Origin of the sequence: Pontibacter populi (assembly GCF_019336435.1) — a bacterium.
In the GTDB taxonomy this organism is placed as follows: Bacteria; Bacteroidota; Bacteroidia; order Cytophagales; family Hymenobacteraceae; genus Pontibacter; species Pontibacter humidus.
This window is the reverse complement of record NZ_JAHWXQ010000005.1, coordinates 135,247-161,843: the sequence shown is the minus strand read 5'-3', so window position 1 is coordinate 161,843 and position 26,597 is coordinate 135,247. Positions and strand designations below refer to the sequence as shown.

Below are 26,597 nucleotides of genomic sequence, written 5' to 3'. Positions count from 1 at the left end.
ACGATCATCAACTATAAAACCGGATTTGCACAAGCGAATTGAACAACTGGAACGTTTCGGGCTTACTCTGCAGATCATTAAAACGGCCCTGGCAGGATCGCTCTCTTGGTTTGTAGCTACTAATCTGCTACATGCCGAGTATCCTTATTTTGCTGCCATTGCAGCTATTCTTACCGTGCAGGTCACCGTGGCCGATTCTGTTGATAAAGCGACACAACGCATTATAGGTATTATTGGAGGCGTGCTGCTGAGCATGCTCATCGGTCATTGGTTTGAGGTTAATGCGATCTCTATCTTTATAGTTATCCTGCTGGGGATGGGCATTTCGAAAGCGCTCCGCATGAACCCGCAGATTATTTCGCAGGTAGCAATCAGTTCCTTGCTGGTACTGGCCTTCGGGCACTTTAACCAGGGCTACGCCTTCGACCGCATTACCGAAACTATTATCGGCTCCGCTATTGCCGTTATCATCAATGCTGTCATCGTCCCTCAAAATGCCATCCCAGATGTTGAAACCTGTATCGCAAATCTTGGCAACACGGCTGCTAAAACCCTGGTCAGCCTTACCGTGCTGCTTGACTATACAGCCACACACCGGAAAACAGGCCGCTGCGAAGTGAATGCCCTGAGAAAGGAATATCAGAAATGTCAGGATACCTTAAAACTTGCCGAGCAAAGCCTCAAATACAACTTCTTCCTTACCAATAAACGAACCAGGCTAAGCAGGCTGGCTGTAACAATTCGCAAACTGGACCATATTATAGTTCAAATCAGGGGCATAAGACGTGGACTGGATGATCTGCAGCACAGCAAACTTACGTGGCTGGAACAGGAATTTACACAGCAACTAACTTCGGCTATGGTGGCAACATCAGCCTGTATTGTATTGTATGCCAAGGTAAGTGTAAAAGCCACCGATACATCTCTTTTTCAACTATGGGACGCAATAGAAAGTGCCAGAAAAGAGCAGGCCAAATGCCTGGAAGCTTTGCAAACCATACCCACTCCTGAAATGCTGCGCGATGTAGGAAGTATATTAACTGACCTGAGCCGTATAGTTGCTGAAACAGAACGCCAAAGCAAAAAAGCAGTACCTCAGCCGGTAAAGTAAGCGTTTGTAAATTGATTGTAGCGGTACATAAATATAATGCCTGAAGCTAACCTACCCATTTACCAGATCAAAGATTTTAATGCCTCCAGCCAGCAGGAACGGTATTTTTATATGAAATCTTTTGCGCAGCATCTGCAGGAGCATGCTTTTATTCAGAAACCGCACAAACACGATTTCTACATGCTGTTATTTGTTACACAAGGTGCCGGCACTCACACCATCGATTTTGAAACGTATCCGGTAGAGCCGGGCTCCACTTTCTTTTTAACTCCGGGCCAGTTACATAGCTGGCAGCTTAGCCCGGAAACCGATGGCTTTATAGTTTTCTTTACCCCCTCTTTTTACCTTCTCGATTTTTCGCACCACAAGCTTTATAGTTTCCCATTTTTCCATGGATTGATGCATAAGCCAATGTTACAGCTCTCTGCTAAAGATTGGGCATCACTTAAAACTATACTTCACAGCATTGAAATAGAACTGGCAGCGCAACAACTATACGCCGATGCCATTATTCGTAATTACCTCGATATTCTGTTACTTCAGTTATCACGTCTGTACAAATCAGAAAAGCAGGAACAGCAGCTACCTGTCGGTATGCTGTCGCAGGTAGAAGTGTTGCAAAACCTGATCGAGGAAAACTATAAAGAACACAAGCCTGTCAGCTTTTACGCCGATAAATTACACACCACACCAAAACAGCTTAATGAATACAGTAAACGGGTGCTAGGCAAAACAATAACAGATCTCATTCACGACAGAGTTATACTGGAGGCCAAAAGATTGCTGGTACATTCTGATCTTACCATTTCGCAGGTGGCCACCGAGCTGGGTTATTTTGATAATGCGTACTTCTTCAGGTTCTTCAAAAAGAAGACGAACTATACACCAGAACAATTCCGAAAAGAGAATCTATAGCTTATAGCAAAATTGTACAGTATTTGGTCATTTATGTACAGTGGTTCTTAGCAAAGATCTGGGTAACTTTGTATGAAGTAAATTAATGAATGTTATGGCCTGGAAAGACTCATCTTTTTATAGTATACTGAATACGAAATGCCCGCGCTGCCATGAGGGAGATATGTTTCCGAAAGGCACGCTTTATAATGTGAGCAAGTTTGCTGAAATGAATGAAAAGTGCAGTTGCTGCGGGCAGTATTTTGAGCCGGAAACGGGTTACTACTATGGTGCCATGTTTGTAAGCTACGGTTTTAGCACAGCCATTTTCATCGGCGTCTGGATTCTGTTAAGCATGTTGGTCGAGGAAGTAACCCTACCAATGATGATCGTAGCTCTGATCGTTTCAGTAATAGCACTGCTGCCTATAAACTTCAGGCTGTCACGCAGCATCTGGATACATATCTTTATCCGGTATAAAGGTCCCTGTACATTAGAAAACAATAAGAGTTAATACAAAAAAGAGACACTATAGTATGTGTCTCTTTTTTTTGCCTGCTATCAGCCTAATAATTCTCGTGCCTGTGATAAAACGTGAAGCTGCGCTTGTCTATAGTTGCACCATTATTTAGGCTATACCTTATTAATACAAGTCAATGTTTAAACTATAACATCCTGTAAACGTTAATATTAAGGTGATTTTATCTTGAATTATTTGCACAACTTTAAACCATAAGCTATGAAAAGATTATTTACACTCCTGATATTTATCGTATCGTTTCATTTCGCCGCATCAGCACAGGATGAGCAAATAACCAGGCCGCAAACAACTGCGCCTGTAGCCGGCGATGCCGTTGCTAAAGGCAACTGGATAATTGGAGCCAGTATCGCAAACATTGGCCATAACTTTAAATCAGAAACCTTTACGTTGGATATTAACCCAAGAGCAGGCTATTTTATATCCGATAATGCAGCCATTGGAGCGCAGGTACAGCTAGGCTTTGTAGCCTATGATGGCGGCGAAGATTTCAGATATGGGTTAACACCGTTTGTTCGCTACTATTTCCCGGAAGGCGCAGCTCCGACACACCGTTGGTTTGGAGAAGCAGTTGTAGGTTTTGCCGGCAGCTCTTTTGAAGATAGTGAAGGGGATGCCATTTTTGATGCTGTATATGGGGTAAGTGCTGGCTATGCACATTTTGTGGCATCCAATGTAGCCCTCGAAGGAATGCTGAACCTGATCCGAAGTAATGCCAATATCGATGTAAGCAACGATTCATCTACCGGACTTTCTCTTAGCCTTGGCCTGCAGATATACCTGCCAGGCAGTGGCCGAACTTTCTAGTAGTAAGATTAAAACCCTGATCAAAGATCACCTGTAATCCATAGTTGCAGGTCATCTTTGTTTTTAGCCCTGCCTCAACTATAAAGTAGCTAATCACTACAATAATTTCTACCTTAGGTAGAGCAACATACATCTTTCATTTAGTGGATTACCCATGATATAATAGTTCGTTAGCCTGCAGGTATAGCCCGGGCCTGGATTGCCGGGTATAGTTTCGTAACTAAACACTCATGCAACAAGATCCCTCTCCAATTCAGCTTACATTCCTGGGTGGTGCCGGCACTGTTACCGGTTCTAAAATTCATCTAAAAACAGCAAAACACCAGGTCCTTATCGATTGCGGTTTGTTTCAGGGGTTAAAACAGCTGCGACTCTTAAACTGGCAAAAACCTGCCCTTAAACTGGAAGACCTGGATGCGATCATCCTGACCCACGGCCACCTGGACCATTGCGGCTACCTGCCCGTGCTTGTAAAAAGTGGCTACGACGGCCCCATTTATGCCACAGAGCCCACCCGCGATATAACACGCATCATTCTCAACGACAGTGCCCGCATACAAATGGAAGACGCCGAAGAAGCAAACCGTGGCGGCTATTCCATCCACCATCCGGCCAAACCGCTTTATAACTTAGATGATGTAGCCCGTACCATGCCCTTATTTGATACACACAACTATGGCGAGTGGGTGATCATAAACGAAGACTTTAAATTCCGTTTCCATAATAGTGGACACATACTGGGCTCAGCTATAGTGGAGCTGAAATGCCAGGGGCGCACCTTTGTATTTTCAGGAGATGTAGGCCAGCGCCAGCCGTTGTTAATGGACCCGCCGGCTAGGCTCCGTGAAGCGGATTACGTGATCATGGAATCGACCTACGGCGACAGGTTGCATAGTGACGTGTCTCCTTATGCCGAACTTGCAGAGATTGTAACACATACCTATGATAAAGGCGGTGTGCTGGTTATACCAAGTTTTGCGGTGGAACGTGCCCAGGAACTGCTTCTGCTGCTGAATACGCTTAAAGAAGATAAGAGCATCCCACCTATACCGGTCTACCTCGATACACCCATGGGCATAGATGTGTCGGACCTGTACCTGCATTACCACGAGTGGCACAACCTGACCCGCACCGAATGCGAAACCATGATGCGCAATGTTCACATTATCCGCAAATTTGAGCATACCCAGCATGTACTGGATACACACGGACCTAAAATTGTAATTGCAGGCAGTGGCATGGTAACCGGCGGTCGTGTGTTGTATTACCTGGAGCGCTTGCTCGGCGATGCAAAAAACACAGTACTGCTGGTTGGTTTTCAGGCGCCGGGCACACGGGGTAGTTTACTAATCGGCGGAGCTGATGAGATAAAGATACACGGTGCCTACTATAAGGTTCATGCTGAAGTAAGGCAGATAAGCTCCATGTCTGCACACGGCGACCGGGATGATTTGCTCTGGTGGTTGCAGAATATTAAACATACTCCGTTGCAGGTTTTCCTGAACCACGGCGAGGCACAGGCCAGCGAGGCACTGCGCATGCAAATAAGAGACAAATTAAAATTCCCGGTAACTATAGCTCAGATGGGCGAAACGTATTATCTGTAACGCCCTATTAATATTTTAAGATTGGAGGTTTAAAGCTGATCTTATAGTTTAACTATAGGTTTAAGAAAGTTACTTTACAAACAAACGCTTGTCAAACTCAAAGGGCTCTGTGCCCACTATAGTTACCTTCTGAAAATCCGGGTGACGAGGGTTTACAAGATAATTGTAGGTTCCCTGCACTGCTGCGGATGGCACTTTCAGCACAAGCTGTTCCTGGTCAACTATAAACTGGTCGCCAATAACCTGGGTGGCATTGCTATGCGGAAAAGATTTCCAGTCTTCGGGCAGTTTAGTTTCAGGGAATTCTTTTACCGTTACATCATCCGGTATCCGGATCTGGATAAGCTGGTAATCGAAAGGGACAATACCGAGCGGCATGTGTACGGCAACTTCCACAGTACATAGGGCAATAGAATCAGAAGTATACAGCATAGGTGTTCCCTTGCTGTTCCAGCGGCCACCTGCCAGCTCCGCCCCTCTCCCCGACAGGTCTTTGCTAAACCTGGCGCGGCTTAAGCGGTACACGATCATGCCAGTACGCCGTGTTCTATGCGCGTAAGTTCATCGCGCAGCATACCTATGCCAAAGGTGCTATCCAGTAGTTCTTTTGGCTTGATGCCACCTAAAGCAATATTCTTGGCTTCGAGCCAGGCATCAAAATTGGCCTGATCGCCAAACACTTCCACGCCTTTATTATAGACCAGCGTTATTTCCAGTATCTTTTCAGAATGAAGCGGGTCAAAGGTGCGTTTCTCTTTTTTGTATCGCTGAAAAGTACGCTCTGATAAATGCAGGTAATTAGACCACTCGCTTATGCTGAAAGGACTTTTATCAGCTATAGTTTGGAAAGATGCATACTTAATGCCTTCGCGCACCGTGCTGATGAGCATAAAAATATCCCGGTCATCGATCAGGCTATAGTTTAGGGTGTTCAGTACGTGTGCCATAATTTAGCTTTTGTCAAATATACGAAACTTGTCATAAATTAATCGACATTTGTCGCAAGTATTTTTACTGTACCAATTTACAGTAGTTATTATAGTTACAGACACCAGCCTGATTTGTTAAATCAACTATAAACTTCTATTTTTAATGCATTGAGTTTTAACCGGCTCACAACAATCAACCTAACCCGTTTATGAAGAGATTACTTTATACCATAGCTGCCTGCTTACTGGCCGCTAACCTTACCTTTGCCCAGGATGCTGCCACAGCGCCAAACCCAAAAGTGCTGCCGATGTTTGGCAAAGTAGCGAAGACTGAAGCACAGCAATTACAGGACGAAAAGTTTCTGAGCAGCTGCGACAAAAGTTTTACCACACGCACCGAGGCAAGTAACTTCTTTATGGAACGTGGATGGGAATACCTGAACGAAGGCCAGACCGACACGGCTATGTACCGCTTTAACCTGGCATGGCTCCTGAACCCGGATAACGGCGATGCGCACTGGGCTTTCGGGTTGGTAACTGTTGCCAAAGGAAATCCGCAGGAAGCAATAGGGTATTACGAAAAAGCACTTGCGCTTAAACCGAAAAACTCCCTGCTCCTCTCCGACCTGGCCACCTGCTATGTAACGCTGTATGAGCAGAAGCCTAAGAAAAAGACACTCAGTAAAGCAGTAAGTTATCTGGACCAATCCATAGCGGCAGACGCCCAAAATGCTTATGCCTACTTCACTATGTCTAAGGTAAAATACTTTAATAAGGACTATAACGGAGCCTGGACCTACCTGCATAAAGGCCGCGAACTGAACATGGCTGGCCTAGACTATAATTACCTGTTACAGCTGACCGAGAAATTAAAAGACCCACAAGGATTTTACAAAAGCGACGAAACTGCCGCTCAGCCGGAATAATCAAACTATAACTTCTTATATGAAAAGGCGCCTTGCAAGGGTGCCTTTTTTATTTTAAAAATCTGGGTAAATCACTTACCGGCCGTCTGTTACTATCTATAATTTACTATATTTGTTCAGTTACCTGTTTGTAATTTATAGTTCTGATTATATGAAAAAGAAAATTGTACGCGCTTCTGTTCTTGTGTTGGCTGCAACGATGTCTTTGTCGTCATGTGTGGTTTCTAAAAAGAAATATGACGACCTGATGGCCCGTAAAAATGCCCTGGAAGTAGACAAAGCCAGCCTGGAAGAACAGAAAAGTACCCTGGAAGAAGAGAAAGCATCCCTTGAAAACCAGAAAGCCCAACTGGAGCAGGAACGTGCTGACCTGGAAAAGCAGAAAGCAGAATACCAGGCTAGTTTGCAGCAAGCCCTGAAAGAAGGTAAAACCCTTGGCGAAAACCTGAACCTGAGCAAGTCGCAGATAGATAAGCTGAGTGCCGACCTGAAAGCCCGTGAGCAAAAACTGGCCGAACTGCAGCGCATACTCGATGAAAAAGAGAAAGCCGTTAAGAATCTTCGCGCCCGCGTAAGCAATGCCTTGCTTGGCTTTAACGACAAAGACCTTACTGTGCAGGTGCGCAACGGCAAAGTATATGTGTCGCTGGCAGAGCAGTTACTGTTCAACTCCGGCTCTACCAAAGTTGACCCGAAAGGTGTTGATGCCCTGAAAAAACTGGCGCAGGTACTAAAAGAACAACAGGATGTGAACGTGGTAGTGGAAGGCCACACCGATGATGTTCCGATTGCCAGAGGCACTGTAGGCATGCAGGACAACTGGGACCTGAGCGTACTTCGCGCTACTGAGATCACCCGTATTCTTACGCAATCCGGTGTTGCACCAGAGCGTGTTACGCCATCAGGTCGTTCGCTTTACGTACCATTAGAGAATACCAAAACGAAAGAGGCGCGTCAGAAAAACCGCCGTACCGAAATAATTCTTACTCCTAAGTTAGATGAGTTATTCCAGATCCTGGAGTCTGCCTGATAAAGTAAGAGTTTAAAACGTTATACAATAGCCAGCTTTCTAAAAAGCTGGCTATTGTGTTTTATAGTAACTATAGTTTTGGATGTGGATTGCCAGAGGATTGTGTTTAAAGATTGATATAATTAGATCAATTTGCAGAAGCAGTAAGACCTAGCAGTGTGCGTAGCTCCTGCTAGCGTCTGGGCTATGGTTCTATAGTTCTTCTTTTGTCATTTCGACGTCAGGAGAAATCTGGGTTCTATAGTTTGCTATGTTCCAACTAGAACCAAGCCTTTTCTTTCATCGCTTCCTTTAATCCTGAGAGCTCTACATACCTACTGTTCTATAGTTGACTTTGGTGCCCTCATGGCCGGGAGGCCCCGTCTTCGGGCATCGCGCGGTGTACATTTCCTTTACTCGTACCTCGCAATGCCTGACGGCACCAGAAATCTACAAGGCGCTCAACCCAAAGACTGTGAAGTTTCGCATAGTTTCCACTAATCTATAGTTTGAACCTGCTCGCTTCGAGACTTATCGTGGTAATACTTTCGTAGGGACAGGTAAACCTGTCCTGTTCGTGGCAAGTAACTATAGTTTAGAAATTAGTGATAGCAGAATTGTCTCCTTGAGGGACTGTACGGGTGTTAAAACAGCAACTATGAAGCGATAACTAGACTATAGTAGTAGCAGAAAAGCTCCCCGCCTTAGATAAGGAGGGGTTAGGGGTGGTTGGAGCACGCCAACCATAAAACTTTACCTCCTACTATAGCAAGAAGCTCAATCCTGAAAATCCATTAATCCTGTAAATCCTGATTCAGACAATTTCCATCCCTGCCAGGCTAGTTGAGTTAAAACCGCAACACCATGTAAAACCACAAGCTGAAAACTTGAGGTAGAATAGACCACAAATAAAACTATAGTTCCGCAGCAACTGGAACGGTTGCAACCGGGAGAAACCTATTAAAAACAGGAAGGCAAAGAAAATACAGCACAAAACCGACTGGTAAAGACAAGATCGCCCAGGCTGAGATACCCGCCAGATTCGCAACCCATAGTTTGCCCAACGCTTCTACCCAGTCAATTCGGAACATCTCTATCATCTCATCCAAAGACAAGCCCAACTCCGACATCCCGAACATAAATATGCCCAGCTTGATAAACGGAATAGCAAGCAGGATCTGCAAAGGCTGCATCAGGTAACTTACCAGTACCGTTGCAGCAATATTTAACCTGAAACGGGCAGCTATAGCTGTGCCAAGCACAGTGGTAATACCCAACGCCGGGATTATTCCGACAACAGAACCAACCGCAACCGTAGCAGCCAACTTACGTGGCGACATACCCTGCTTTAAAATGTTCAGGATCGGTTGAACTATTCTGCGTCTGAAAAAGTCTTTCACGGTGAAAAGCAGTGGCTGCCGGTTAAAATATGGTAACGGTTCAGGAAGGTGATTTAGTTTACGGCAGTTGCTCCTATTTGGTGCAGGATGCACATGGTCATCACAAAATTACTCTTTTATACCCAAAAACGCCTAAAGTAACCTGTATCAGAAGCAATTAAATCAGAAAATTATAGTTGGCATAACTTACAGTTCAGGGTCCGATACGAAAAGGTTAGTGGTACAACAATTATTTTAAACCGGAACTAAACCATTTGTACGAAGCTCTGTCTAAACCTCACAATAACCCCACAAAACTTATAAATGAAAAAGTTTTTACTCACGTTGGTATGTCTTTTTACCATCGTTGGAGCGTTTGCTCAAAGTGCATCTATTACCGGCTCAATTAAGAGCGCCCAGGACAAATCGGCGTTGCCCGGAGCCAGCGTGTTGCTGGTAAACAGTACAACAAATGCCACAGTGGCCTCTGTAACAGATGTGGAAGGAAATTTCCGCTTCGAGCGCGTAGCCACCGGCAACTATACTATAAAGGTTAACTACCTGGGCTTTAACCCATTCAGCAGAAATGTGAAGATGGAAGGCAAAGCGCTGAGCCTGGGTGCCTTAACTTTAGAAGAGGCCTCTACCGCCATTGGCGAAGTAGAAATTATTGGCCGTGCACCGCTTGGCGAACAGAAAGGCGATACCGCCCAGTTTAATGCCAAAGCTTTTAAAACCGCACCTGACGCCAGCGCCGAGGAACTGGTAACCAAAATGCCGGGCGTAACCATACAGGATGGCAAAATCCAGGCGCAGGGCGAAGAAGTAAAACAGGTAATGATCGATGGCAAGCGCTACACCGGTGAAGACGTGAGCTCTGCAGTGCGTAACATCTCTGCCGATATGATCGAGAGTGTGCAGGTTTTTGATGGCCAGAGCGACCGCGCTGCTTTCAGCGGTTTTGATGATGGTAACCGCGTGAAAACGCTGAACTTCACAACCAAAAAAGATCGTCGTCAGGGCTATATGGGTAAAATTTCGGCTGGTTACGGTACCGACGAACGCTATATGGTTGGCGCTGCAGTAAGCTACTATAATGGCCCAAGACGCATCACTATAACAGGTCTTACCAATAACATCAACATGTCTGATTTCTCGGTTGGTGAAACACCGGGTGGCGGCATGCGTGGCCGTAGAGTAAGATTTGGTGGCGGCGGCTCAAACGGCATCAGCAACACCAACATGTTCAGCATCAACTTTAACGATATGCTGGGCAAGAAGATTGAAGTGAGCGGTAACTATAACTACTCAAACGCAGATGTTAACAACAACCAGTACCGTTTCCGCGATTTCATTAACACCGACACTACCTACCTGGAAAACAGCATCGATAACGATATCGACGACAGTCACCGCTTTAACCTGCGCTTCCAGTATAACATCAACGAGAATAACCGCCTGTTGGTAACGCCTAGTATTTCTGTTCAGAATACAGATGCACTAAGCAACGTCAGTGCCTATACAGTTGATAACGCTGAAACTGCGTCTGCTGAGAACCTGACCGAGTCACTGACAAGAAACCAGAGTGAAAACAGCAACATCAACTTCCGTAACAACATCCTTTATTCGCACCGTTTCGGAGATTCAGGCCGTATTCTAACCACGAACTTTAGCACCAACTATAGCACAACCAACGGCGACACGTACCAACTGGAAGATACGGATAACCTGCAGGACCCAACGGAGAATGTGAACCGTAACCAGTTAATCAAACTCGACAGAGATAACTTATCCTGGGAAGGAAATGTGGACTACTCGCAGCGTCTGGGCGCGAACTCACGCCTGCAACTGGAGTATAACATCGGCAACCAAACCAACGACTCAGACCGCAGAACATACGACTTTGATGAGACGGCTGGCCGCTATAACAGTAATCCGAACGCACCATTAAGTAACACTTTCCAAAGCGATTACCTGTCTCAGACGTTTGGACCGAGCTACCAGTACCGTTCTGATAAATCAAGATTCCAAGCAAACATTCGTTACCAGATTGCCAGCCTGGAGAGTGATGTAGTGTATCCGGAAAGCTATCCTCTGAAGCGTAACTTTAACTCTATCCTTCCATCGGCAGAGTACGAGTACAAATTCTCTGAGTCCAGCAACATCAACTTCAATTTCAGATCAAACACCAACGCACCTTCTGTATCGGATCTGCAGGAAGTACTGGATATTTCGAGACCAACGCAGTTAAGAATCGGTAACTCGGCCCTTGACCAGGATTACCAGAACAGGATCAACATCCGTTACCGTAACTTTAACGCCGAGACAAACAGAGTGTTCTTTGTGGGTATGTTTGGTACCATTACGCAGAACTATGTAGCCAACAGCGTTTATACCAGAGATATTCCAGCTGAATTTATTGAAGGCTATAACCCACAGCCGGGTGCGCGCTTAAACCGCCCTGTAAACATGGATGGTTACTATAATGTGCGTTCGTTCATGAACTATGGTCAGCCGCTTAACTTTATCAGCTCCAACTTTAACGCATTTGGTATGGTAGGTTTTGAGCGCAGACCGGGTATGCTGGACGAAAAAGTAAACTATGCCAACACTACCAATTTAGGCGCAGGAATAAACATCAGCAGCAACATCAGTGAGAAAGTAGATTTCACGATCTCTACGAACTCCAACTATAACATTGTTAAAAACACATTGCTAACTCAGGATAACAATTACTTTACCCAGACCACTAACCTGCGTTACAACTGGATATTACTGAAAGGCCTGGTATACCGTACCGAACTGAACCACGTGTACAACTCCGGTTTATCGCAGGGTGTTGATCCAAGCTATATCCTTTGGAACATGAGCCTTGGTAAAAAGGTATTCAAGAACCAGCAGGGTGAGATCAGCTTTAGCGTGAACGACGTGCTTGGACAGAATGTAAGTGTACAGCGTAACGTAGCGACAGACTATATCGAGGATGTGCAGTCTACAGTATTGCAGCGCTTCTTTATGGTGACGTTTACTTATAACCTGAAAAAGTTTGCGAGCGGCTCAGCCCCTGAAGAAAACAACAACCGTGGTAACTGGGGCCCGGGACGCGGTCGCTAATTTCAAGTATTACAAGAGCTATTACATATAAAAAAGCCTGCTACATAGCAGGCTTTTTTTATGCCCTTATAGTTGGGATTTGATCAATTTCTATTGATGGTTGTTTAGTATGCTGAGCTAAAAGTTAACTATGGCAGATCGTTATAGTTTACCAGTTTCACGTCCGGCATTTTAGCGAATATCTCTTCCATGCCTTTGCGGTGCGATGAGCCTACTCCAAATATAACTTTGGTAGCTCCTTTCTCTTTTGCCTGGCGTATGATGTTCTCACAAATTCCTTCATTGCGCTTTTCCCATAAGTGCAGCATTTCCTGTATTTCAGCCTTCGGGTAGCCTGGCTCATCAAAGAATCTAGGGCCTCCCATAAAGTTTACCACTTCGTCCAGCTCGGCGTATAGTTCTGAGTTCAGGAAGTTATAGCTGGCGTAATCGATCCCTTTCATGCGCGCGTTGGCAGAGGCTGTATATAGTTTGATCGCTTTTGCCGCTAACCCAGCCGCAGAGCTAGTATCCGCTTTGGCAGCTTCGTTCATCTTTTTAATGGTAGCCTGTGCTTTTCTGGTGGCATCGTTCCAGGCAGCTTCGTACTTCTGGCAATCGGCAGCATAAATTCTGTCGTGCCCCAGTTCGTACACCAACGGGAAATAAATGCGCTGGTACTCGCTGTTCTTCCGGATCAGCCCAACTTTGCGTAGCGAGTCTACGCCACCAAACAACTTCTCGAAATAGACTTGCTCGCTTTTTTCAAATTTATCCTGCATTTGCTGCTCCAATACATAAAACTGGTACTCTGCATTGCCACGGTCGAGGTTCAGGTAAAGGCTGCGGGCAAGGTCCATTCTTGTTTTATGGAAAAAGGCAAACTTGTTAAGTGCCTGGTACGATTTGGCTGTATTCACTTTTTTGCCTGCCCCTTTCGGATCGCGCGCCTGCAGGTATTCTATTTTCCTGTTGATCGACTTAGAGGATAAATGTCCGGCTGCCATGGCTGCTTTCATATCTTCGGAAGACAAATATTCCCCGAAAACCATGTCGGGCTTATAGTTCTTCAGCTTGTCGATAACAGGACGATAAACATCATCGGAGCCACCATTACCATGCGCTGAGCCAACTATAACGATCTCGATCTGCTGCGCTTGTGTGCTGAATGCTATGCAAAAGCAGAAGGCTGCAACTATAAAAAGTGTGCTTAGCAAGCTGTTTCGTGTAAAAGTAGTTGTCATAAGGAGTAGTGGTTTAGGTGCTGTTGATTATGTATCAAAAGTGCCTTTTATATTTTAGCTTGAGAATAAAATTATACCAAACACCGGAAATATTATCCGAATCAGAACTATAGTATCAAGTAATTGATATTGCTCATTGGGTAGCACCATATGCTATAGTTGGCGCAACAAACTATAGTCAGATCATAAATGGTAAAGCATATGAAAAGAGCGTGTGTGAAGAGAAAAACGCAAGAGAAACTGTAAAGCAAAAGTGCCGGAATAGAAGCTTATGAATAGCTATCATTCCGGCACTTCAGATCATAAGTTTATAGTTTGAGACTATAGCCGTCCCTCCTCTTCGGCTGTTCCTGTTTTGCGGCTACGGGCTGCTTTTACTTTAGAGCTACCAAACTTATAGTTGAACGACAAATTAAGTCTGCGGCTCTCCCACTGGTTTTGCCAGTACATATCCACGTTGTTATACTTCAGCGTGGCTTTAGAACGGCTGCTGTCAAAGATATCACTCAGTTTCAAGCTTATAGTTGCCTTCTCGTTCCAGATGGTTTTCTTCACACCCAGATCGAACTGGTAATTAGCCAGCGTATTGTACAAACCTTGTATAGATGGGGAGCTATAGTATCCTGAGAACTGCAGTTTGAAAGCTTTCGGCAGACTGAAATGCTGCTCCATGCTGGCCGACCAGGCAAATTGTTCCTGGTTGTAAGCATTGCCATTTACCGGTGTATTAATTCTGTCGAAAGAGCCGGACAATTGCAGATCGGAATTCCACCAGTTGGTTACCGGAAAACTGCCTCCGCTGCTTAGGCTCAGGTTTGTAGCCTGACTCAGGTTTTCGGGTCTACTGATGCTCACTTTCGTCTCGTCGTTCTGCTCGATCACACTGGTCACAAAGTTGTTCGACTGCAGGTAGCTGATGCTCAGTAGCTGGAAGTTTTTGTACGTATAGCTGGCCTGCAGCGAGTTGGAATAAGATGGCTCCAGAAATGGATTACCTTCCAGGGCAGTATAGGGGTCTGAGAAAAAGGTGAAAGGGTTCAGGCTACTGTACGACGGACGGCTGATGCGGCGACTGTAGGATGCTGAAAAACGGTTCTCATCATTCGCACTGTAGCTCACAAAAAAGCTTGGGAAAAACTGCACGTAATCCTGGTCCACCACTTTGGCGGTCAGCGAGTATCCGTCTGCTGTCGTGCGCTCTGCCCTGATGCCGGCCTTCATGCTCAGTTTCTCGCTGAACTTTCTGCTCAGGCTCAGGTAAGCTGCCTGTATGGTTTCGTTGTACACAAAACTGTTGGTGCGCTTCTCGTCATTTACCCAGCCCTGCTCCTGCTGCTCTTCAAACTTAATGTTGCTGTCGTTGCCAACCCAGCTGGCCTTTATTCCTGCTTCTGCTTTGTAGCCTTCCCCGAACGTATGCACATAATCCGTTTTTAACGATCTGATAATAGCATCTGCTCCTGTATAGCTGCGCAGTTGTGTTGGCGCCTCTGTAGCCTCGCCTGTTACATTGTAAAAAGTGTTGGTAAAGTTTTCATCGGCATCCCTGCTATAGCGCACATAATCGGCATCGAAACTCAGCGAGCGGCCTGCACTGATGTCAAACTTATAGTTCAGGTTAAGGCTATAGTTGTCCGAGCCGGACTTTTTGGGGTTGTGCATATCCAGGCTACCAAAGGCTTTTCCCTGCGTGTCATAGTTCACAGAGTTGCTGGTGGTCAGCGTATTTTCCGGTGAACTATAGCCTTTCGCCATAATGCCTACCGTATGCTTTTTGTTGATGAAATAATCGGCGCCTGCTGCCAGGTTAAAGGTTTTGGTGATCGGGTGCCAGTAATTTACCTGTCTGTACAGGCTGTCGTTTATGTTGCGCTCAAGGGTGAGGCGGTTAAAAGAGTTATAGTGGCCGGTACTGAAGTGTGTGAAAAGGCTCACCTTTCCCGTGTTATAGTTTAGGTTCAGGCCGCCGTTCACTTTCTCGTATCTGCCATATCCCAGACCAATATTGGATGTTCCGTTCATCCCCAACGTCTCATCTCTTTTTAGCTGTATGTTGATGATACCAGCCGTACCTGCTGCATCGAAAGAGGCAGGCGGGTTTGCTATCAGCTCCACTTTGCTTACAGCCGTAGCTGGCAATGATTTCAGGTAACTCTGCAGTTCGCTGCCACTCATGTAAGTCATTTTGCCATTGATCATCACATTTACATTGCTGCTTCCTCTGAATATGATGTTGTCGTCCTTATCCAGTCGCACGCCGGGTGCCTTCTTCAGTACTTCCAGCGAGTTATCGCCTGCGGTATTCAGTTGCTCCACATTTAGCACCAGGCGGTCTGCGAGCTGTTCCAGCGCAGGCTTTTGACCTTTTACAACCACTTCCTGCAGCGCATTGGCTTTCTCCAGCATCGGTATAGCTGGAACCTGAATTACCTGCTGCTTCAATTCAAACGCTGCACTATGAGCAGGTGCAAATCCAACCATCAGCGCTTTCACAGCATACATGCCCGGCTTCACATTCCCAAAACTATACGCTCCTGCCTCGTCGGTCATGTTGGTGCCGGCAGCAGTAGAATCGGGCAGTTGCAGTAACACCACGGTACTATAGGCCTGCGGTTCCTGTGTGGCCGCGTTCGTTACGATCCCTTTTATAGTTGACTGTGCCTGGATAGTTAATGCGATAAAGTTTAATCCGATAAACAAAAGTGAGAAGCAAAGGCGTGCGGTAAAGTTGTTCATGGTTCAGAGGTTTAGCGTTAATGTTGCACCAAAGATGCAGCACGCCCGGCGCCTCAGAAATTAAACTATCCCAACAACACAAAACATTATCCAAAGCCTGAATAGCAGCTCAAATAAGGGTTCGGATAACGAACACTGTGCTCCGGACTATAAACCTGGCGGTTGGGATAAAAGAAGTGTAAAATGTTCCTGTTTATATATAGCTTTAGAACATGAATCCGCAATATAAAAGAATGGGGTGGCACCTGCTGGGCTGGTCGATCCTGATCGGTTACGCACTGTCGGGGTACTTTATTTACGAATGGGACTATAGAGTGCTCCTGCTCACGCTATCACAGATCTTCCTGTACATGGTACAGTTCTATGTCTGTTACCTGCTGCTGTTTCCACTCTGGTTGCGCTACCGCCACTGGCTGGTGCTGGCCCCGGGCATTATAGGTGTGATGGTGCTTTATATATGTCTGCGCTATTTGGTAGAGGAAGTGTTGTTCGATATCTTTTTCGGGTTTAGCAACTATAGCGATGGCACTGCTTTCAGCTATTTCTTATTCGATAATATCTATTGGTCGCTACCGGGCATTTTTATGGGCGGCGTGGTATGGGCGTTTGAGTCTACACTGCAGAAAGAACGTGAAAACCGTAGTCTGCGCCAGGAGAAAACACAGGCCGAGCTGGCCTTCCTGAAGTCACAGGTAAACCCGCACTTTTTATACAACACACTCAACTATATTTACTCGCTGGCCTACCCGGTTTCCGATAAACTGGGCAATGCGATCATCAAACTCTCGGACTTGATGCGCTACATGCTGCACGAGAGCCAGGACGGCAAAATAGAGCTGCAGAAAGAGATCGATTACCTCCAGAACTATATCGACATCTATCGTCTCCGGTTTGATGAGAAGTTTTTTGTGAACTTTGAAATTCAGGGCCATGTAAACGGGCAGCGCGTGCCCTCGCTGGTGCTGATTCCTTTTGTAGAAAATGCCCTAAAACACGGGGTGGTAGATGACCCCGCCTCGCCGGTAACTATCTGTTTAAATGTGCAGGACCAGCAATTATACTTCGAGGTAAGTAACCGCATCAATCACCATCAAAAAGACCAGACCACAGGTGTAGGCTTACCAAACATCCGCCGCCGCCTGGAGCTGCTCTACCCCAACCAATACTCCCTGCAAATTGAAGAAGATGCACACCACTATACAACAAAAATGAAGCTACAGCAGATCTGATGTAATGTGCATCAAGCTATAATTTCTTTCAGATGTTTTTTAGCTGTGTATTACCAGTAAACTTTAGTTGCTTAAATGCAGTCGGAGGTTTGAAACATTATATGAGAATTACGGCAAAACCCTTATCTTTTAACGCTTAAACTCTCTAACTCCTAAACTCACAAACTTAATATGATTCGCTGCATAGCTGTTGACGACGAAGCCTACGCTACCAATATCATTGCTGATTACATAAGCAAGGTGCCTTTCCTGGAACTGGCCGGCAATACAACCAGCCCGATAGAGGCCATTAACTGGGTGCAGGATGGCAAAGCGGACCTGGTTTTCCTGGATATACAGATGCCCGAGCTCACTGGAATACAGTTTCTAAAGATCTGCGGCAGCAAATGCAAGGTGATCCTGACCACAGCGTACCCGGAGTTTGCCCTGGAAGGCTATGAGCATGATGTTGTGGATTACCTGCTCAAACCGATTCCCTTCGACCGTTTCCTGAAAGCGGTAACCAAAGCGAAAAGTATTATTCAACAGGAGTCTGTAGCAATACCTGCTGCCCCGGAGCTTATAGTTCAGCCCGGCGCTCCGGCACCCGACTATATGTTTGTGAAGGGTGAGAGCAAAAACAAATTCCTGAAAGTAGCCTACAACGACATTCTATATGTAGAGGGGCTAAAGAACTATATTTCGATGTACCTGCCGGGCCAGCGTCTGGTAACGTATCAGTCCCTTACTGAACTGAACGGACAACTGCCGCAGCCACCTTTTTACCGCGTGCACCGCTCCTACATCATTTCTATCGATAAAGTGAGTATGGTGGATGGTAACACCGTTTATATTGGCGACAAAGCCATCCCGATTGGAGAAACCTATCGCGACAGTTTCCTGAACATGATCCGGGAAAAGAACAACGTATAGTTTAACGCGCCGGGCTCAGCACTTTTCTTCGTGCCGGTACACTATACAGGATCAATCCACCCATGATCAGGAGCATACCGATGTTGCCGTAAAGATTCGGCCAGGCAATACCAAGTAGCAGTACCTCTCCTACGACGGTAGACAGAATCTCCACGGACTGCGTTGCTTCCACGGCGGCCAGCGCTGCACTATCGGAGCGCACCATATCGGTAGCTTTAAAGAACAGCACGCAGCCAATTACACCCGAACAGATGGCAATGACAACTATAGCAAGCAGCTGTTGATCCCCTGGCAGGCCGGCCTCTGTATATCCATAACCCATCAGCAACAGCAATGCCGGCAAACCTCCGATTGCTGTACCCGCAACCCGCTGCATGGCGGTAATCTGGTAATCGTGGTCTTCAATGAACAGCATTAGTTTACGATTAGCCAGTGGCCAGATAATAGCGGCCAGCAACACAAGCACGATACAGCTTATTAACTGGGCATCTGTGTATGTTCCGTTCCGCTGGCTCCACTGCATGAGCGCAATCCCCACCAGAATCAGAATAGAAAGCAAAAGACCCCGTACCGGAATCTTAGCACGGCTGTCTTTATACAAAAACGGGGACAACAAAATGCCGGCAACAATAGTGAATTGAAATACACCGGCAATGAGCCAGCCCGGGCCGAATTCTGCAGCCGCCGTGAGCAGTACATATACAAATCCGAACCATATACTTCCCCAGAACAACCACACGGCGGGTTGCTTTTTCAGGATGAGCAGCAAAGGCTTAAGCTGTTGTTTTACCTGTAGTATAACCAGCAGGATGAGGAGCATAAAGATAGTCCGAAGCGAAACCGTCCAGGCCCAGTGGCCATTGCCTGCCGATATAAAGCTGTTCATGACGTAGGTGGAGCAAAAGAAAACAGATGCCAACAACCCAATCCCAATCGCTTTTATTTTCTGATTCGCCTGCATAACGATACATTTTATACCTTACAAAGGTACAGCAGTGACAAGGCAATGTCACGGCACATTAAACTTCAGCTATGGTACTTTTGGAACCACTCGCCCTGAACTGGAGCGGCGTAGTGCCTGTCATGCGCCGGAAGAAGCGTACAAAATAGGAATCGTCTTCGAAGCCCAGCTGGTAGGCAACCTCTTTAACTGACAGGCTGCTGAAGTAAAGTAAACGCTTGCTTTCGAGCAGCAAACGGGCATTCTGCATATCGGCCACGGTGGTGTGCAGGTATTGGCGGCACAGGCTGTTGAGGTGTTTGGGCGTGATGTCGAGGGCTTCGGCGTAAAAAGAAACCGGTTTGTGTTGCTGAAAGTGCTCCTCAATCAGGCTGCTGAGCCTGAACAGGCGTTCGCTGTGGCGGGCGGGCGTTAATTGCGCGATCTGAACATGGCACTCGCGGAGCAGGTAATTGAGCAAAATAAACAAGTAACGCGAAAGGATTGCCTGGCTTGGCTCCGGCTGCCGCAATTCCAACGAGATAAGCGCAGTAAGTTGCAGAAAGATCTGCTGCAGTTCCGGTTTCAGGTCGAGATACGGATGTTGATACACAGCCCCGAACAGCACCAGCGCATCATGGGCCGTAATACCTGTCGTTTGCAGGAAAGCTTCCGAAAAGAAGACCAGCACGCCCCGCTCCTGCCGCGATTGCCGCTGATGTGCCTGCTCCGGCCCGATCAGAAACAGCCTGCCTTCCGTCATTTCGTAACGCCGGAAGTCGATCAGGTTATCGCCTCCTTTGGTTTCCTGCACCAGGATCAACTGGTACGCATCGTGGCGATGTGGCACACTGGATAAGTCGCTAACGAATGCTTCAAGCGGCATCACAGCAATGTGGCCTTTAAGAAGCAGGTCCTGGGTGGGCAACGTATCCGGTGTCTGGAATTTCATCGATTGATTATTTATGCCTCAAATTAAAGGGAAATGCTGCAGTTTATAGTCAGTCCATCCAAAAATTAACGGCAACTACAGCAGCAATTCAACTATAAAAACGCAACAACTATAGGTACTTTATCATAAAACTATAGTTGCTGGTACAGGCTGGTATAGTTGGCGAATAGCTAAAACGCCGGCTGGTTTGTACCTTTGTAAATTATATGCATACTATGGCTACCACATTTCAGGATCTTAAGCTCCTCCCCGTTCTTTTAACAAATCTGCAGGAACTCAACTATACAACGCCTACCCCTGTGCAGGCAGGTGCCATTCCGTTGCTGCTGCAAGGCCAGGATGTGGCAGCGCAGGCCGAAACAGGTAGCGGAAAAACAGCAGCTTTTGGTTTGCCCATAATCCAGCAGGTAAACCCGGAGCAGCAACAGATACAGGCCCTGATTCTGGTACCAACGCGCGAACTTGCACTGCAGGTACGCCAGGAGTTAAAGCAATACGCTAAAAATATCCCTAATTTAAAGATCAGCGCTTTTTACGGTGGGCATTCATTTTCGCAGGAACGCGCTTCACTGGCACATCCTCCCCAAATTGCTGTGGCCACCCCGGGCCGCTTAACAGATCACCTTTTCAGAAAAACGCTTGACTTAAGCACTGTAAAACAACTGGTGTTGGACGAAGCTGATAAGTTGCTGGAGATGGGTTTTGAAGAGGAGATCGACCAGATCATGGAGGCCCTACCGGCAAAACGACAGGCTATTCTATTTTCGGCAACTATGCCACAGGATGTGCAGGACCTGATCAAAGAATCTCTTAAAAATCCGCAGTTTATAAAAGCCTCGGCCAATGCGATTCCTGACCAGCTGAAACTGATCGGTGTAAAAGCAGAGCAACCGCAGAAACAGGATGTTGTCGTAAACCTTTTGAAAACTATTGACTCAGGTGGCACGGTGGTGTTCTGTAATACCCGCGCCGCGGCCGATGAACTTGCGCATGCCCTAAAAGCGGAAGGCATAGCTGCGCGTCCTTTGCATGGTGGTATGGAGCAGCCTGACCGTGATAAAATGATGACGCTTTTCAGAAATGGAACCACGCAGGTGCTGGTTGCCACTGACCTTGCCGCCCGTGGTTTAGACATTGCCCTGCTGGAAACTATAGTTCATTATGAGCTTCCGGATGACCTGGCAGCTTACCAGCACCGCAGCGGCAGAACCGGCCGTGCCGGCAAAAAAGGAACAGTTTATACCCTTGCCACCCCGCGTGATGAACGTAAGCTTCGCGATTGGGATATGGTGCGTATGGACTCATGGCTTAAAGCAGATGAACTTTTGAAAAAAGCTCCTGGCCAGCAAACAGCGCAGGTAGCTGCATTTACTACGATAACTATAAACGCCGGCCGTAAAGACAAGATCAGTCCGCGCGATATTGTTGGCGCCTTGATAGCTGAAACCGGAATGGCCTCAGACAAGATTGGTAAAATAGAAGTGCAGGACCGCAGCAGCTTTGTAGCCGTACCTAGCGCAGAAGCTCAAGCTATAGTTGAAAAGCTGAACAACGGTAAAATTAAAGGCCGCAAATTCAGGGTACATGTCGTGAAGTAGGCCCGAAGGGTTAACGTTGCTACGTATGACGTTGAGCCGGAACATATACCATAAAACAGCTACGGCTATACCTTTCATACCAGGTATAGCCGTAGCTGTTTTAGCCTTAAATATAATATCTCTATTGCCCTGCCCTGTTGCGCATCCTTCTTCTGAGTTCCTGCATTACTTTCCTGTTTAACTGCGCTTCAGATTTATATAGTTTCATCACCTGCTGGGGTGTCAGTACGGATTTAAACTCAGTATAATACTTTCTGCGGATTGTGCTCACTTTAATCGCATTATCCAGGTGAGCAGTAATCAGTTTATCTGCTTCTTCGGTACTAAGACTGTCCGGGTTGGAGCGCAACATTTTTCCTTGCCCGGGGAAATGCAGCTGACTTTTCTCGGCCTCATAGCGTTTAAAAATTGGTGTCAGTTCTTTCATTTTGGCATCGCTCAGTGCCAGGGCATCCTTAATTTCCAAAAGCTTGGCCTGCGATATCCTTTCCTGCAGTTTCGGGTTTCTGGTCTGATCCTGGGCCTGCGCCGTCAGAATCAGTAGACTGCATATTCCTGCTAGTATAATTTTAATTAAACTGTTCATTATTCAAAAGTCTGTTCGTATACATTTAGGTCTGTCTCGGCTACTGCAGCCAGCAACATCAGCTCATCATCAGATATATTTGCCAAAACATCATCCAGTGATTCCGGCTTATCTGCCTTGGCAAGTTGTTCCGGTTTTTGGTTGGCCTGTGTTGCTGTTTTTGTAGTTTCGGCAGTAACCTGGTTCTTTGCTTTTTCTGTTTTCTGAGGTACAACCGTTGCAGACGTTGGCTCATTTGTCTCTGTTTTAGCAGCTATTTCGGAAGGGGTCACTTTTTCAGCTGGCTTATCAAGAACTGCTACTTGATCCTTCTGCTCGGTTCGGTTCATATAAAATACATACCCAAACCCGAGCAACAGTACCAGGCTGGCTGCCACAGAAATTGCCGGCCAGTTAAACCATGTTGTTTCCTTTTTTATAGTATTCCTGCGTTCTGCCTCCGCAAGCGTACTTTCCGTGATCTTATCAAAAAAATCTTCAGGCACCTTATAAGGCATCCGTTTTCGTACTTTATCAAAATCGAAGTTATCTTCCATTATCCGTTTGTCATAAATTCTTTGATCTTACTGCTGGCATAGTGGTAGTTGGTCTTAAGGGTAGCTACCGAACTGTCCAGTACCTGGCTTATTTCCTCATAACTCAGGTCGTCGTAATAGCGCAGGTTAAAAACCAGTTGCTGTTTTTCGGACAACCGCAGGATCGCCTCCTGAAACTTTACTAATATCTTATCGCCATCCTCTGAGGCCGTATCATGCAGGGTATTAACCAGCTTTTCGCTCAGTTCATCAAATGATGTCAGGAACTGTTTTTTCGTTCTAAATAGCCTGATGCATTCGTTGGTAGCGACGCGGTAAAGCCAGGTATACAACTTGCTCTCGCCGCTAAACGTGTGCAGCTTATTATACACATTGATAAACGTTTCCTGTAAAATGTCCTGTGCATCTTCGTGCGAAACTACCAGTCGCCGGATATGCCAGTAAATTCTCTGGTTGTATTTGTTCATTAACAAGGTAAAGGCTTTGCTCTTTGTACTTTGCTCACGAAACATCGACAAAATCTCTTCGTCTGTCGTATCTGCCATGCAATCCGGTTGCTAAAAGTTCTCATATCTGTCTTTTAGAAGCATAAAAGACAGAAAGGTTAAATATATAAATCAGAAAGCTTATATTATTCATCCAGGCAAAACATAACTACTTGCTTTTAAGGACATTATTCTGAATATCAGAAAAAAATAATATTTGCAATTTAACTTTTAAGGATTTGCTACTTCTTAGAGGCAGGTACAATTCTCAACCAAAACCTGTTAACCACATGAAAAACTTTAGACTAACCTTTGCGGCGCTCGCCTGTGCTGCTTTTATTACCTTAACCGGCTGCCAGAAAGAAGATGTTACTCCAGCTGAGGAGATGACTTTGTCGGAAGCTGATAAAAGCCTTCAGATCACTGAAGTTGAGGATATTGCTAATCCAGTGATTAGTACTGCTACCGAAACTATAGCCTTTAGCACTACCAATCCTGAAACACGACAAGACTCAAGCAGATTACTATACATTTTGCGCCAACTAAACCTCAGCAAAAGGCAGGTAACCGCTGTGAAAGGTTTTATAGCACAACACGAGGAATGCGTACTGCAACATCGCCTTAAGGTACAGCAATACCATGAGGAACTTTTAAAGAGAGCCAACACTATCCGGGAAGAGTACATACAAGAATACAAAGCAGGAACGATCACGAAACAGGAATTGGAAGCACGTTTATTAACGCTTCGCACCAGGCTGAGAGAAGAAATACAAAAGCATCATGACAAGCAGGTACAGGTAGAAATGATGCGCAGATGCCGTGCCGCACTATTTGCTAAAATTGAGTCTATACTTGGGCAGGAGCAACTTGCCAAATGGACCCAGTGGAAAAGCAATCGTTGAAATAGAGTAGGTGCTTTCACTTTCCTATAAATGATCTTAATGCCGGAGCTCTGAAGCATATTTTAAAAAGTAGCTTCAGAGCTCTTTTGTATCAACTAAAATTAAACCTTAAATCCAAGGGTAACTATAGTTAGCGGGAGTATGCCTATAGTTTGAAACTCACTGGTTATTAGTCAGTCTATAGTTTACCCCTTCTGTTTAGCTAATTTCCTTAGCAAAACTATAGCGTCGAATGCTAAAAAAGTTTACCTTTACCTCTTATGGAAATAGTAGTAGGTATAGCCGCATTTTTGGGAGGACTTATAGTTGCCTACCTGGCACTAAAGGGTAAGGTTGGTGCTCTGCAGCAAACTATAAACCAGTCAGCGGTGGCGCAGGGAGTATTGGAAGGGCATGCAAAGATAAAAGCGGAAGAAGCTGAACAATTGAAAGCGCAGTTACGCCAAACGCAGACCGAGATACTGGACCTGACCAACGCCCTTACCAAAGCCGAAACCGACTACGAGTACCTGGAAAAACGCCTGCAGGAACAAAACAAAGAACTGGAACAACTTCGCGAAAAATTCCTACAGCAATTCCAGAGCATCTCCAACCAGGTACTGATGAACAATGCCGAGCACTTCAAAAAAGCTTCAGCCGAAAACCTGGAGCAAATTCTTTCCCCACTGAAGGAGCGCATAAAAGAGTTTGAAGCAAAGGTTGATTCTACCTACGAGAAATCACTGAAAGAGAGCGTATCGTTAAAAGAACAAATCACGCAACTGGCATCCCTAAATCAGCAGATGAGCCAGGATGCACTGAACTTGACCAAAGCTCTGAAAGGCGAAAGCAAAACACAAGGTAACTGGGGTGAATACCTTCTCGAAAGCTTACTTGAAAAATCAGGTTTGCGCAAAGGCGTGCACTACGAGCGCGAAGAGGTACGGCAGAACGACGAGAGCAAAGTCTATCGCCCGGATGTTATCATCCGTCTGCCCGACAACAAGCACCTGGTTATTGACTCCAAACTATCACTGGTAGCTTACGAAGCTTACTGCAGCTGCGAAGACGACACGCAGATGGAAGCTTACTTACGTAGCCACATCAATTCCATCCGCACGCACTTCCGCGACCTGAGCGGGAAAAACTACCACCGTCTAAGTGGCATCAACTCACCGGATTTCGTGATGATGTATATCCCGATTGAGCCGGCCTTTAACCTGGCATTGCAACACGACCACGTTCTGTTTACTGATGCCTTTGATAAGAATATTGTGCTGGTAACAACATCTACCCTGTTGGCAACACTGCGCACAGTAGCCGGTGTTTGGCGCCAGGAAGACCAGAAGCGCAACGTGATCCGGATTGCTGAAGAAAGTGGCCGACTGTATGATAAGTTTGTAGGTTTTGTAGAAGATCTTCGCCTGATCGGCAGGCACATGGAAAGCAGCCAGAGTGCTTACAACGCTGCCATGAACAAATTAACAGAAGGCAAAGGCAACCTGATACGTAAGGTAGAGCAGTTAAAGGAACTGGGTGCCAAAACCAGCAAAACTATAGACGAAAGTCTTTTACTCGAAGCGCAGGTAACGGAGGAGGAATCAGAAGTAAATTTATAGTTTAGCTTACCGTAGCAAAAAACAACTAACTATAAAACAATGAAAAACCTGATACCTGTCCTGCTTATAGTTATGGGCACAATGGCTGGCTGCACCGAGCAGAGAAAGAGCGATACTGAGACATCACAGCCATTTACATCTGTTCCAACAGATACCACTACTACCACTGATGACGAAGCTGTAAAAGTGATGCAGGCCATGTTCGATGCCTTTAACCGCCACGACCTGGAAGCCATGCAGGCCCTTTACGCTGACAGTGCCGTATTCATGTCGCCGGAGATGCCGGAACGTGTAGTTGGAGCGCATCATGTAAAAACCATTTATGGTCCGCTGTTTGAGATGGCCCCGAACGTGAAGAACGAGGTATTGCACTACATCCATAACGGCGACGAAGTGGCTGTAGAATTTGTATCAACCGGTACAGTAGAAAACATCAGCCCCGATGATCCGATTGATATGAAAGGCCGCAAGTTTGAACTCCGGATATTTGCCCGACTGAAAGTTAAGGATGGTAAAATAGTAGAAGATATTTCTTACTTCGACCAGATGGCTTTTCTACAGCAACTTGGGCTTACAGAATAACTAT

General features: G+C 45.9%; 24 protein-coding genes. 14 read left to right on the top strand and 10 right to left on the bottom strand.

Translation table 11 applies throughout. From position 1 onward, the window contains the following. Window positions 1–25 precede the first annotated feature (25 nt). The 5 genes from KYK27_RS16070 to KYK27_RS16050 all read left to right on the top strand — a co-directional run bounded on the left by KYK27_RS16070 (window position 26) and on the right by KYK27_RS16050 (window position 4,957). On the top strand, window positions 26–1,111 hold the full coding sequence (locus KYK27_RS16070) for an FUSC family protein (protein ID WP_199111330.1): 1,086 nt from the start codon (window positions 26–28) through the stop codon (window positions 1,109–1,111). Between the two features lie 36 nt (window positions 1,112–1,147). Further along, window positions 1,148–2,026: a helix-turn-helix domain-containing protein gene (locus KYK27_RS16065; RefSeq protein WP_199111329.1), complete on the top strand. Its 879-nt coding sequence runs from the start codon at window positions 1,148–1,150 to the stop codon at window positions 2,024–2,026. 94 nt (window positions 2,027–2,120) lie between these two features. After that, complete coding sequence (locus tag KYK27_RS16060; RefSeq protein WP_199111328.1) at window positions 2,121–2,519, top strand: DUF983 domain-containing protein; 399 nt, start codon at window positions 2,121–2,123, stop codon at window positions 2,517–2,519. Between the two features lie 225 nt (window positions 2,520–2,744). Beyond that, window positions 2,745–3,350: a hypothetical protein gene (locus KYK27_RS16055; protein WP_199111327.1), complete on the top strand. Its 606-nt coding sequence runs from the start codon at window positions 2,745–2,747 to the stop codon at window positions 3,348–3,350. Window positions 3,351–3,580: 230 nt separating this feature from the next. Continuing rightward, window positions 3,581–4,957 (top strand): MBL fold metallo-hydrolase RNA specificity domain-containing protein, encoded by a 1,377-nt coding sequence (locus tag KYK27_RS16050; RefSeq protein WP_199111326.1) that lies wholly within the window; start codon window positions 3,581–3,583, stop codon window positions 4,955–4,957. A 69-nt stretch (window positions 4,958–5,026) separates the two neighbouring features. Here the strand turns inward: KYK27_RS16050 and KYK27_RS16045 are convergent, their stop codons facing one another. Further along, window positions 5,027–5,488: an RES family NAD+ phosphorylase gene (locus KYK27_RS16045; protein WP_199111325.1), complete on the bottom strand. Its 462-nt coding sequence runs from the start codon at window positions 5,486–5,488 to the stop codon at window positions 5,027–5,029. Next, the gene (locus KYK27_RS16040) at window positions 5,485–5,904 is read right to left on the bottom strand and encodes an antitoxin Xre/MbcA/ParS toxin-binding domain-containing protein (protein WP_199111324.1); all 420 of its coding nucleotides are present in this window, start codon (window positions 5,902–5,904) and stop codon (window positions 5,485–5,487) included. Before KYK27_RS16040 ends, KYK27_RS16045 begins: the two co-directional genes overlap by 4 nt. Before the next feature lie 191 nt (window positions 5,905–6,095). Here KYK27_RS16040 and KYK27_RS16035 point away from each other — a divergent pair, with 191 nt between their 5' ends. Continuing rightward, window positions 6,096–6,812 (top strand): tetratricopeptide repeat protein, encoded by a 717-nt coding sequence (locus KYK27_RS16035; RefSeq protein ID WP_199111323.1) that lies wholly within the window; start codon window positions 6,096–6,098, stop codon window positions 6,810–6,812. Between the two features lie 151 nt (window positions 6,813–6,963). Next, window positions 6,964–7,842 (top strand): flagellar motor protein MotB, encoded by an 879-nt coding sequence (locus KYK27_RS16030; RefSeq protein WP_199111322.1) that lies wholly within the window; start codon window positions 6,964–6,966, stop codon window positions 7,840–7,842. 893 nt (window positions 7,843–8,735) lie between these two features. Here KYK27_RS16030 and KYK27_RS16025 read toward each other — a convergent pair. After that, window positions 8,736–9,221 carry a DUF2062 domain-containing protein gene (locus KYK27_RS16025; RefSeq protein WP_317195947.1) on the bottom strand — a complete coding sequence of 162 codons (486 nt, stop codon included), beginning with the start codon at window positions 9,219–9,221 and terminating at the stop codon, window positions 8,736–8,738. 303 nt (window positions 9,222–9,524) lie between these two features. On the opposite strand from KYK27_RS16025, the gene KYK27_RS16020 reads away from it, so the two are divergent. Further along, window positions 9,525–12,314: a TonB-dependent receptor gene (locus KYK27_RS16020; RefSeq protein ID WP_199111321.1), complete on the top strand. Its 2,790-nt coding sequence runs from the start codon at window positions 9,525–9,527 to the stop codon at window positions 12,312–12,314. Between the two features lie 128 nt (window positions 12,315–12,442). Here the strand turns inward: KYK27_RS16020 and KYK27_RS16015 are convergent, their stop codons facing one another. Then, complete coding sequence (locus KYK27_RS16015) at window positions 12,443–13,537, bottom strand: DUF5694 domain-containing protein (RefSeq protein ID WP_199111320.1); 1,095 nt, start codon at window positions 13,535–13,537, stop codon at window positions 12,443–12,445. Window positions 13,538–13,858: 321 nt separating this feature from the next. Continuing rightward, complete coding sequence (locus KYK27_RS16010; protein ID WP_199111319.1) at window positions 13,859–16,273, bottom strand: TonB-dependent receptor; 2,415 nt, start codon at window positions 16,271–16,273, stop codon at window positions 13,859–13,861. A 212-nt stretch (window positions 16,274–16,485) separates the two neighbouring features. Here KYK27_RS16010 and KYK27_RS16005 point away from each other — a divergent pair, with 212 nt between their 5' ends. Together KYK27_RS16005 and KYK27_RS16000 are read left to right on the top strand one after the other, a co-directional pair. Continuing rightward, window positions 16,486–17,502, top strand: a complete 1,017-nt coding sequence (locus KYK27_RS16005; RefSeq protein WP_199111318.1) for a sensor histidine kinase — start codon at window positions 16,486–16,488, stop codon at window positions 17,500–17,502. Window positions 17,503–17,673: 171 nt separating this feature from the next. Further along, on the top strand, window positions 17,674–18,414 hold the full coding sequence (locus KYK27_RS16000) for a LytR/AlgR family response regulator transcription factor (protein ID WP_199111317.1): 741 nt from the start codon (window positions 17,674–17,676) through the stop codon (window positions 18,412–18,414). Window position 18,415: 1 nt separating this feature from the next. Here the strand turns inward: KYK27_RS16000 and KYK27_RS15995 are convergent, their stop codons facing one another. Then, complete coding sequence (locus KYK27_RS15995) at window positions 18,416–19,375, bottom strand: multidrug resistance efflux transporter family protein (RefSeq protein ID WP_199111316.1); 960 nt, start codon at window positions 19,373–19,375, stop codon at window positions 18,416–18,418. Between the two features lie 58 nt (window positions 19,376–19,433). Continuing rightward, on the bottom strand, window positions 19,434–20,306 hold the full coding sequence (locus KYK27_RS15990; RefSeq protein WP_199111315.1) for an AraC family transcriptional regulator: 873 nt from the start codon (window positions 20,304–20,306) through the stop codon (window positions 19,434–19,436). A gap of 215 nt (window positions 20,307–20,521) precedes the next feature. Between KYK27_RS15990 and KYK27_RS15985 the strand changes: the two genes are divergently transcribed. Further along, the gene (locus KYK27_RS15985) at window positions 20,522–21,904 is read left to right on the top strand and encodes a DEAD/DEAH box helicase (protein ID WP_199111314.1); all 1,383 of its coding nucleotides are present in this window, start codon (window positions 20,522–20,524) and stop codon (window positions 21,902–21,904) included. A gap of 121 nt (window positions 21,905–22,025) precedes the next feature. On the opposite strand, the gene KYK27_RS15980 is transcribed toward KYK27_RS15985, so the two are convergent. The 3 genes from KYK27_RS15980 to KYK27_RS15970 are packed head-to-tail and all read right to left on the bottom strand — an operon-like array spanning window position 22,026 to window position 23,571. After that, the gene (locus KYK27_RS15980; RefSeq protein ID WP_199111313.1) at window positions 22,026–22,490 is read right to left on the bottom strand and encodes a hypothetical protein; all 465 of its coding nucleotides are present in this window, start codon (window positions 22,488–22,490) and stop codon (window positions 22,026–22,028) included. Continuing rightward, window positions 22,490–23,026, bottom strand: coding sequence for a hypothetical protein (locus tag KYK27_RS15975; RefSeq protein ID WP_199111312.1), 537 nt, complete (start codon window positions 23,024–23,026; stop codon window positions 22,490–22,492). Before KYK27_RS15975 ends, KYK27_RS15980 begins: the two co-directional genes overlap by 1 nt. Continuing rightward, complete coding sequence (locus KYK27_RS15970; RefSeq protein ID WP_199111311.1) at window positions 23,026–23,571, bottom strand: RNA polymerase sigma factor; 546 nt, start codon at window positions 23,569–23,571, stop codon at window positions 23,026–23,028. Before KYK27_RS15970 ends, KYK27_RS15975 begins: the two co-directional genes overlap by 1 nt. A gap of 230 nt (window positions 23,572–23,801) precedes the next feature. On the opposite strand from KYK27_RS15970, the gene KYK27_RS15965 reads away from it, so the two are divergent. The 3 genes from KYK27_RS15965 (at window position 23,802) to KYK27_RS15955 (ending at window position 26,593) form a co-directional block, all read left to right on the top strand. Then, on the top strand, window positions 23,802–24,413 hold the full coding sequence (locus tag KYK27_RS15965; protein ID WP_199111310.1) for a hypothetical protein: 612 nt from the start codon (window positions 23,802–23,804) through the stop codon (window positions 24,411–24,413). 260 nt (window positions 24,414–24,673) lie between these two features. Then, on the top strand, window positions 24,674–26,011 hold the full coding sequence (rmuC, locus tag KYK27_RS15960) for a DNA recombination protein RmuC (protein WP_199111309.1): 1,338 nt from the start codon (window positions 24,674–24,676) through the stop codon (window positions 26,009–26,011). A 39-nt stretch (window positions 26,012–26,050) separates the two neighbouring features. Beyond that, complete coding sequence (locus KYK27_RS15955) at window positions 26,051–26,593, top strand: nuclear transport factor 2 family protein (RefSeq protein ID WP_199111308.1); 543 nt, start codon at window positions 26,051–26,053, stop codon at window positions 26,591–26,593. The last annotated feature ends 4 nt before the right edge of the window (window positions 26,594–26,597 follow it).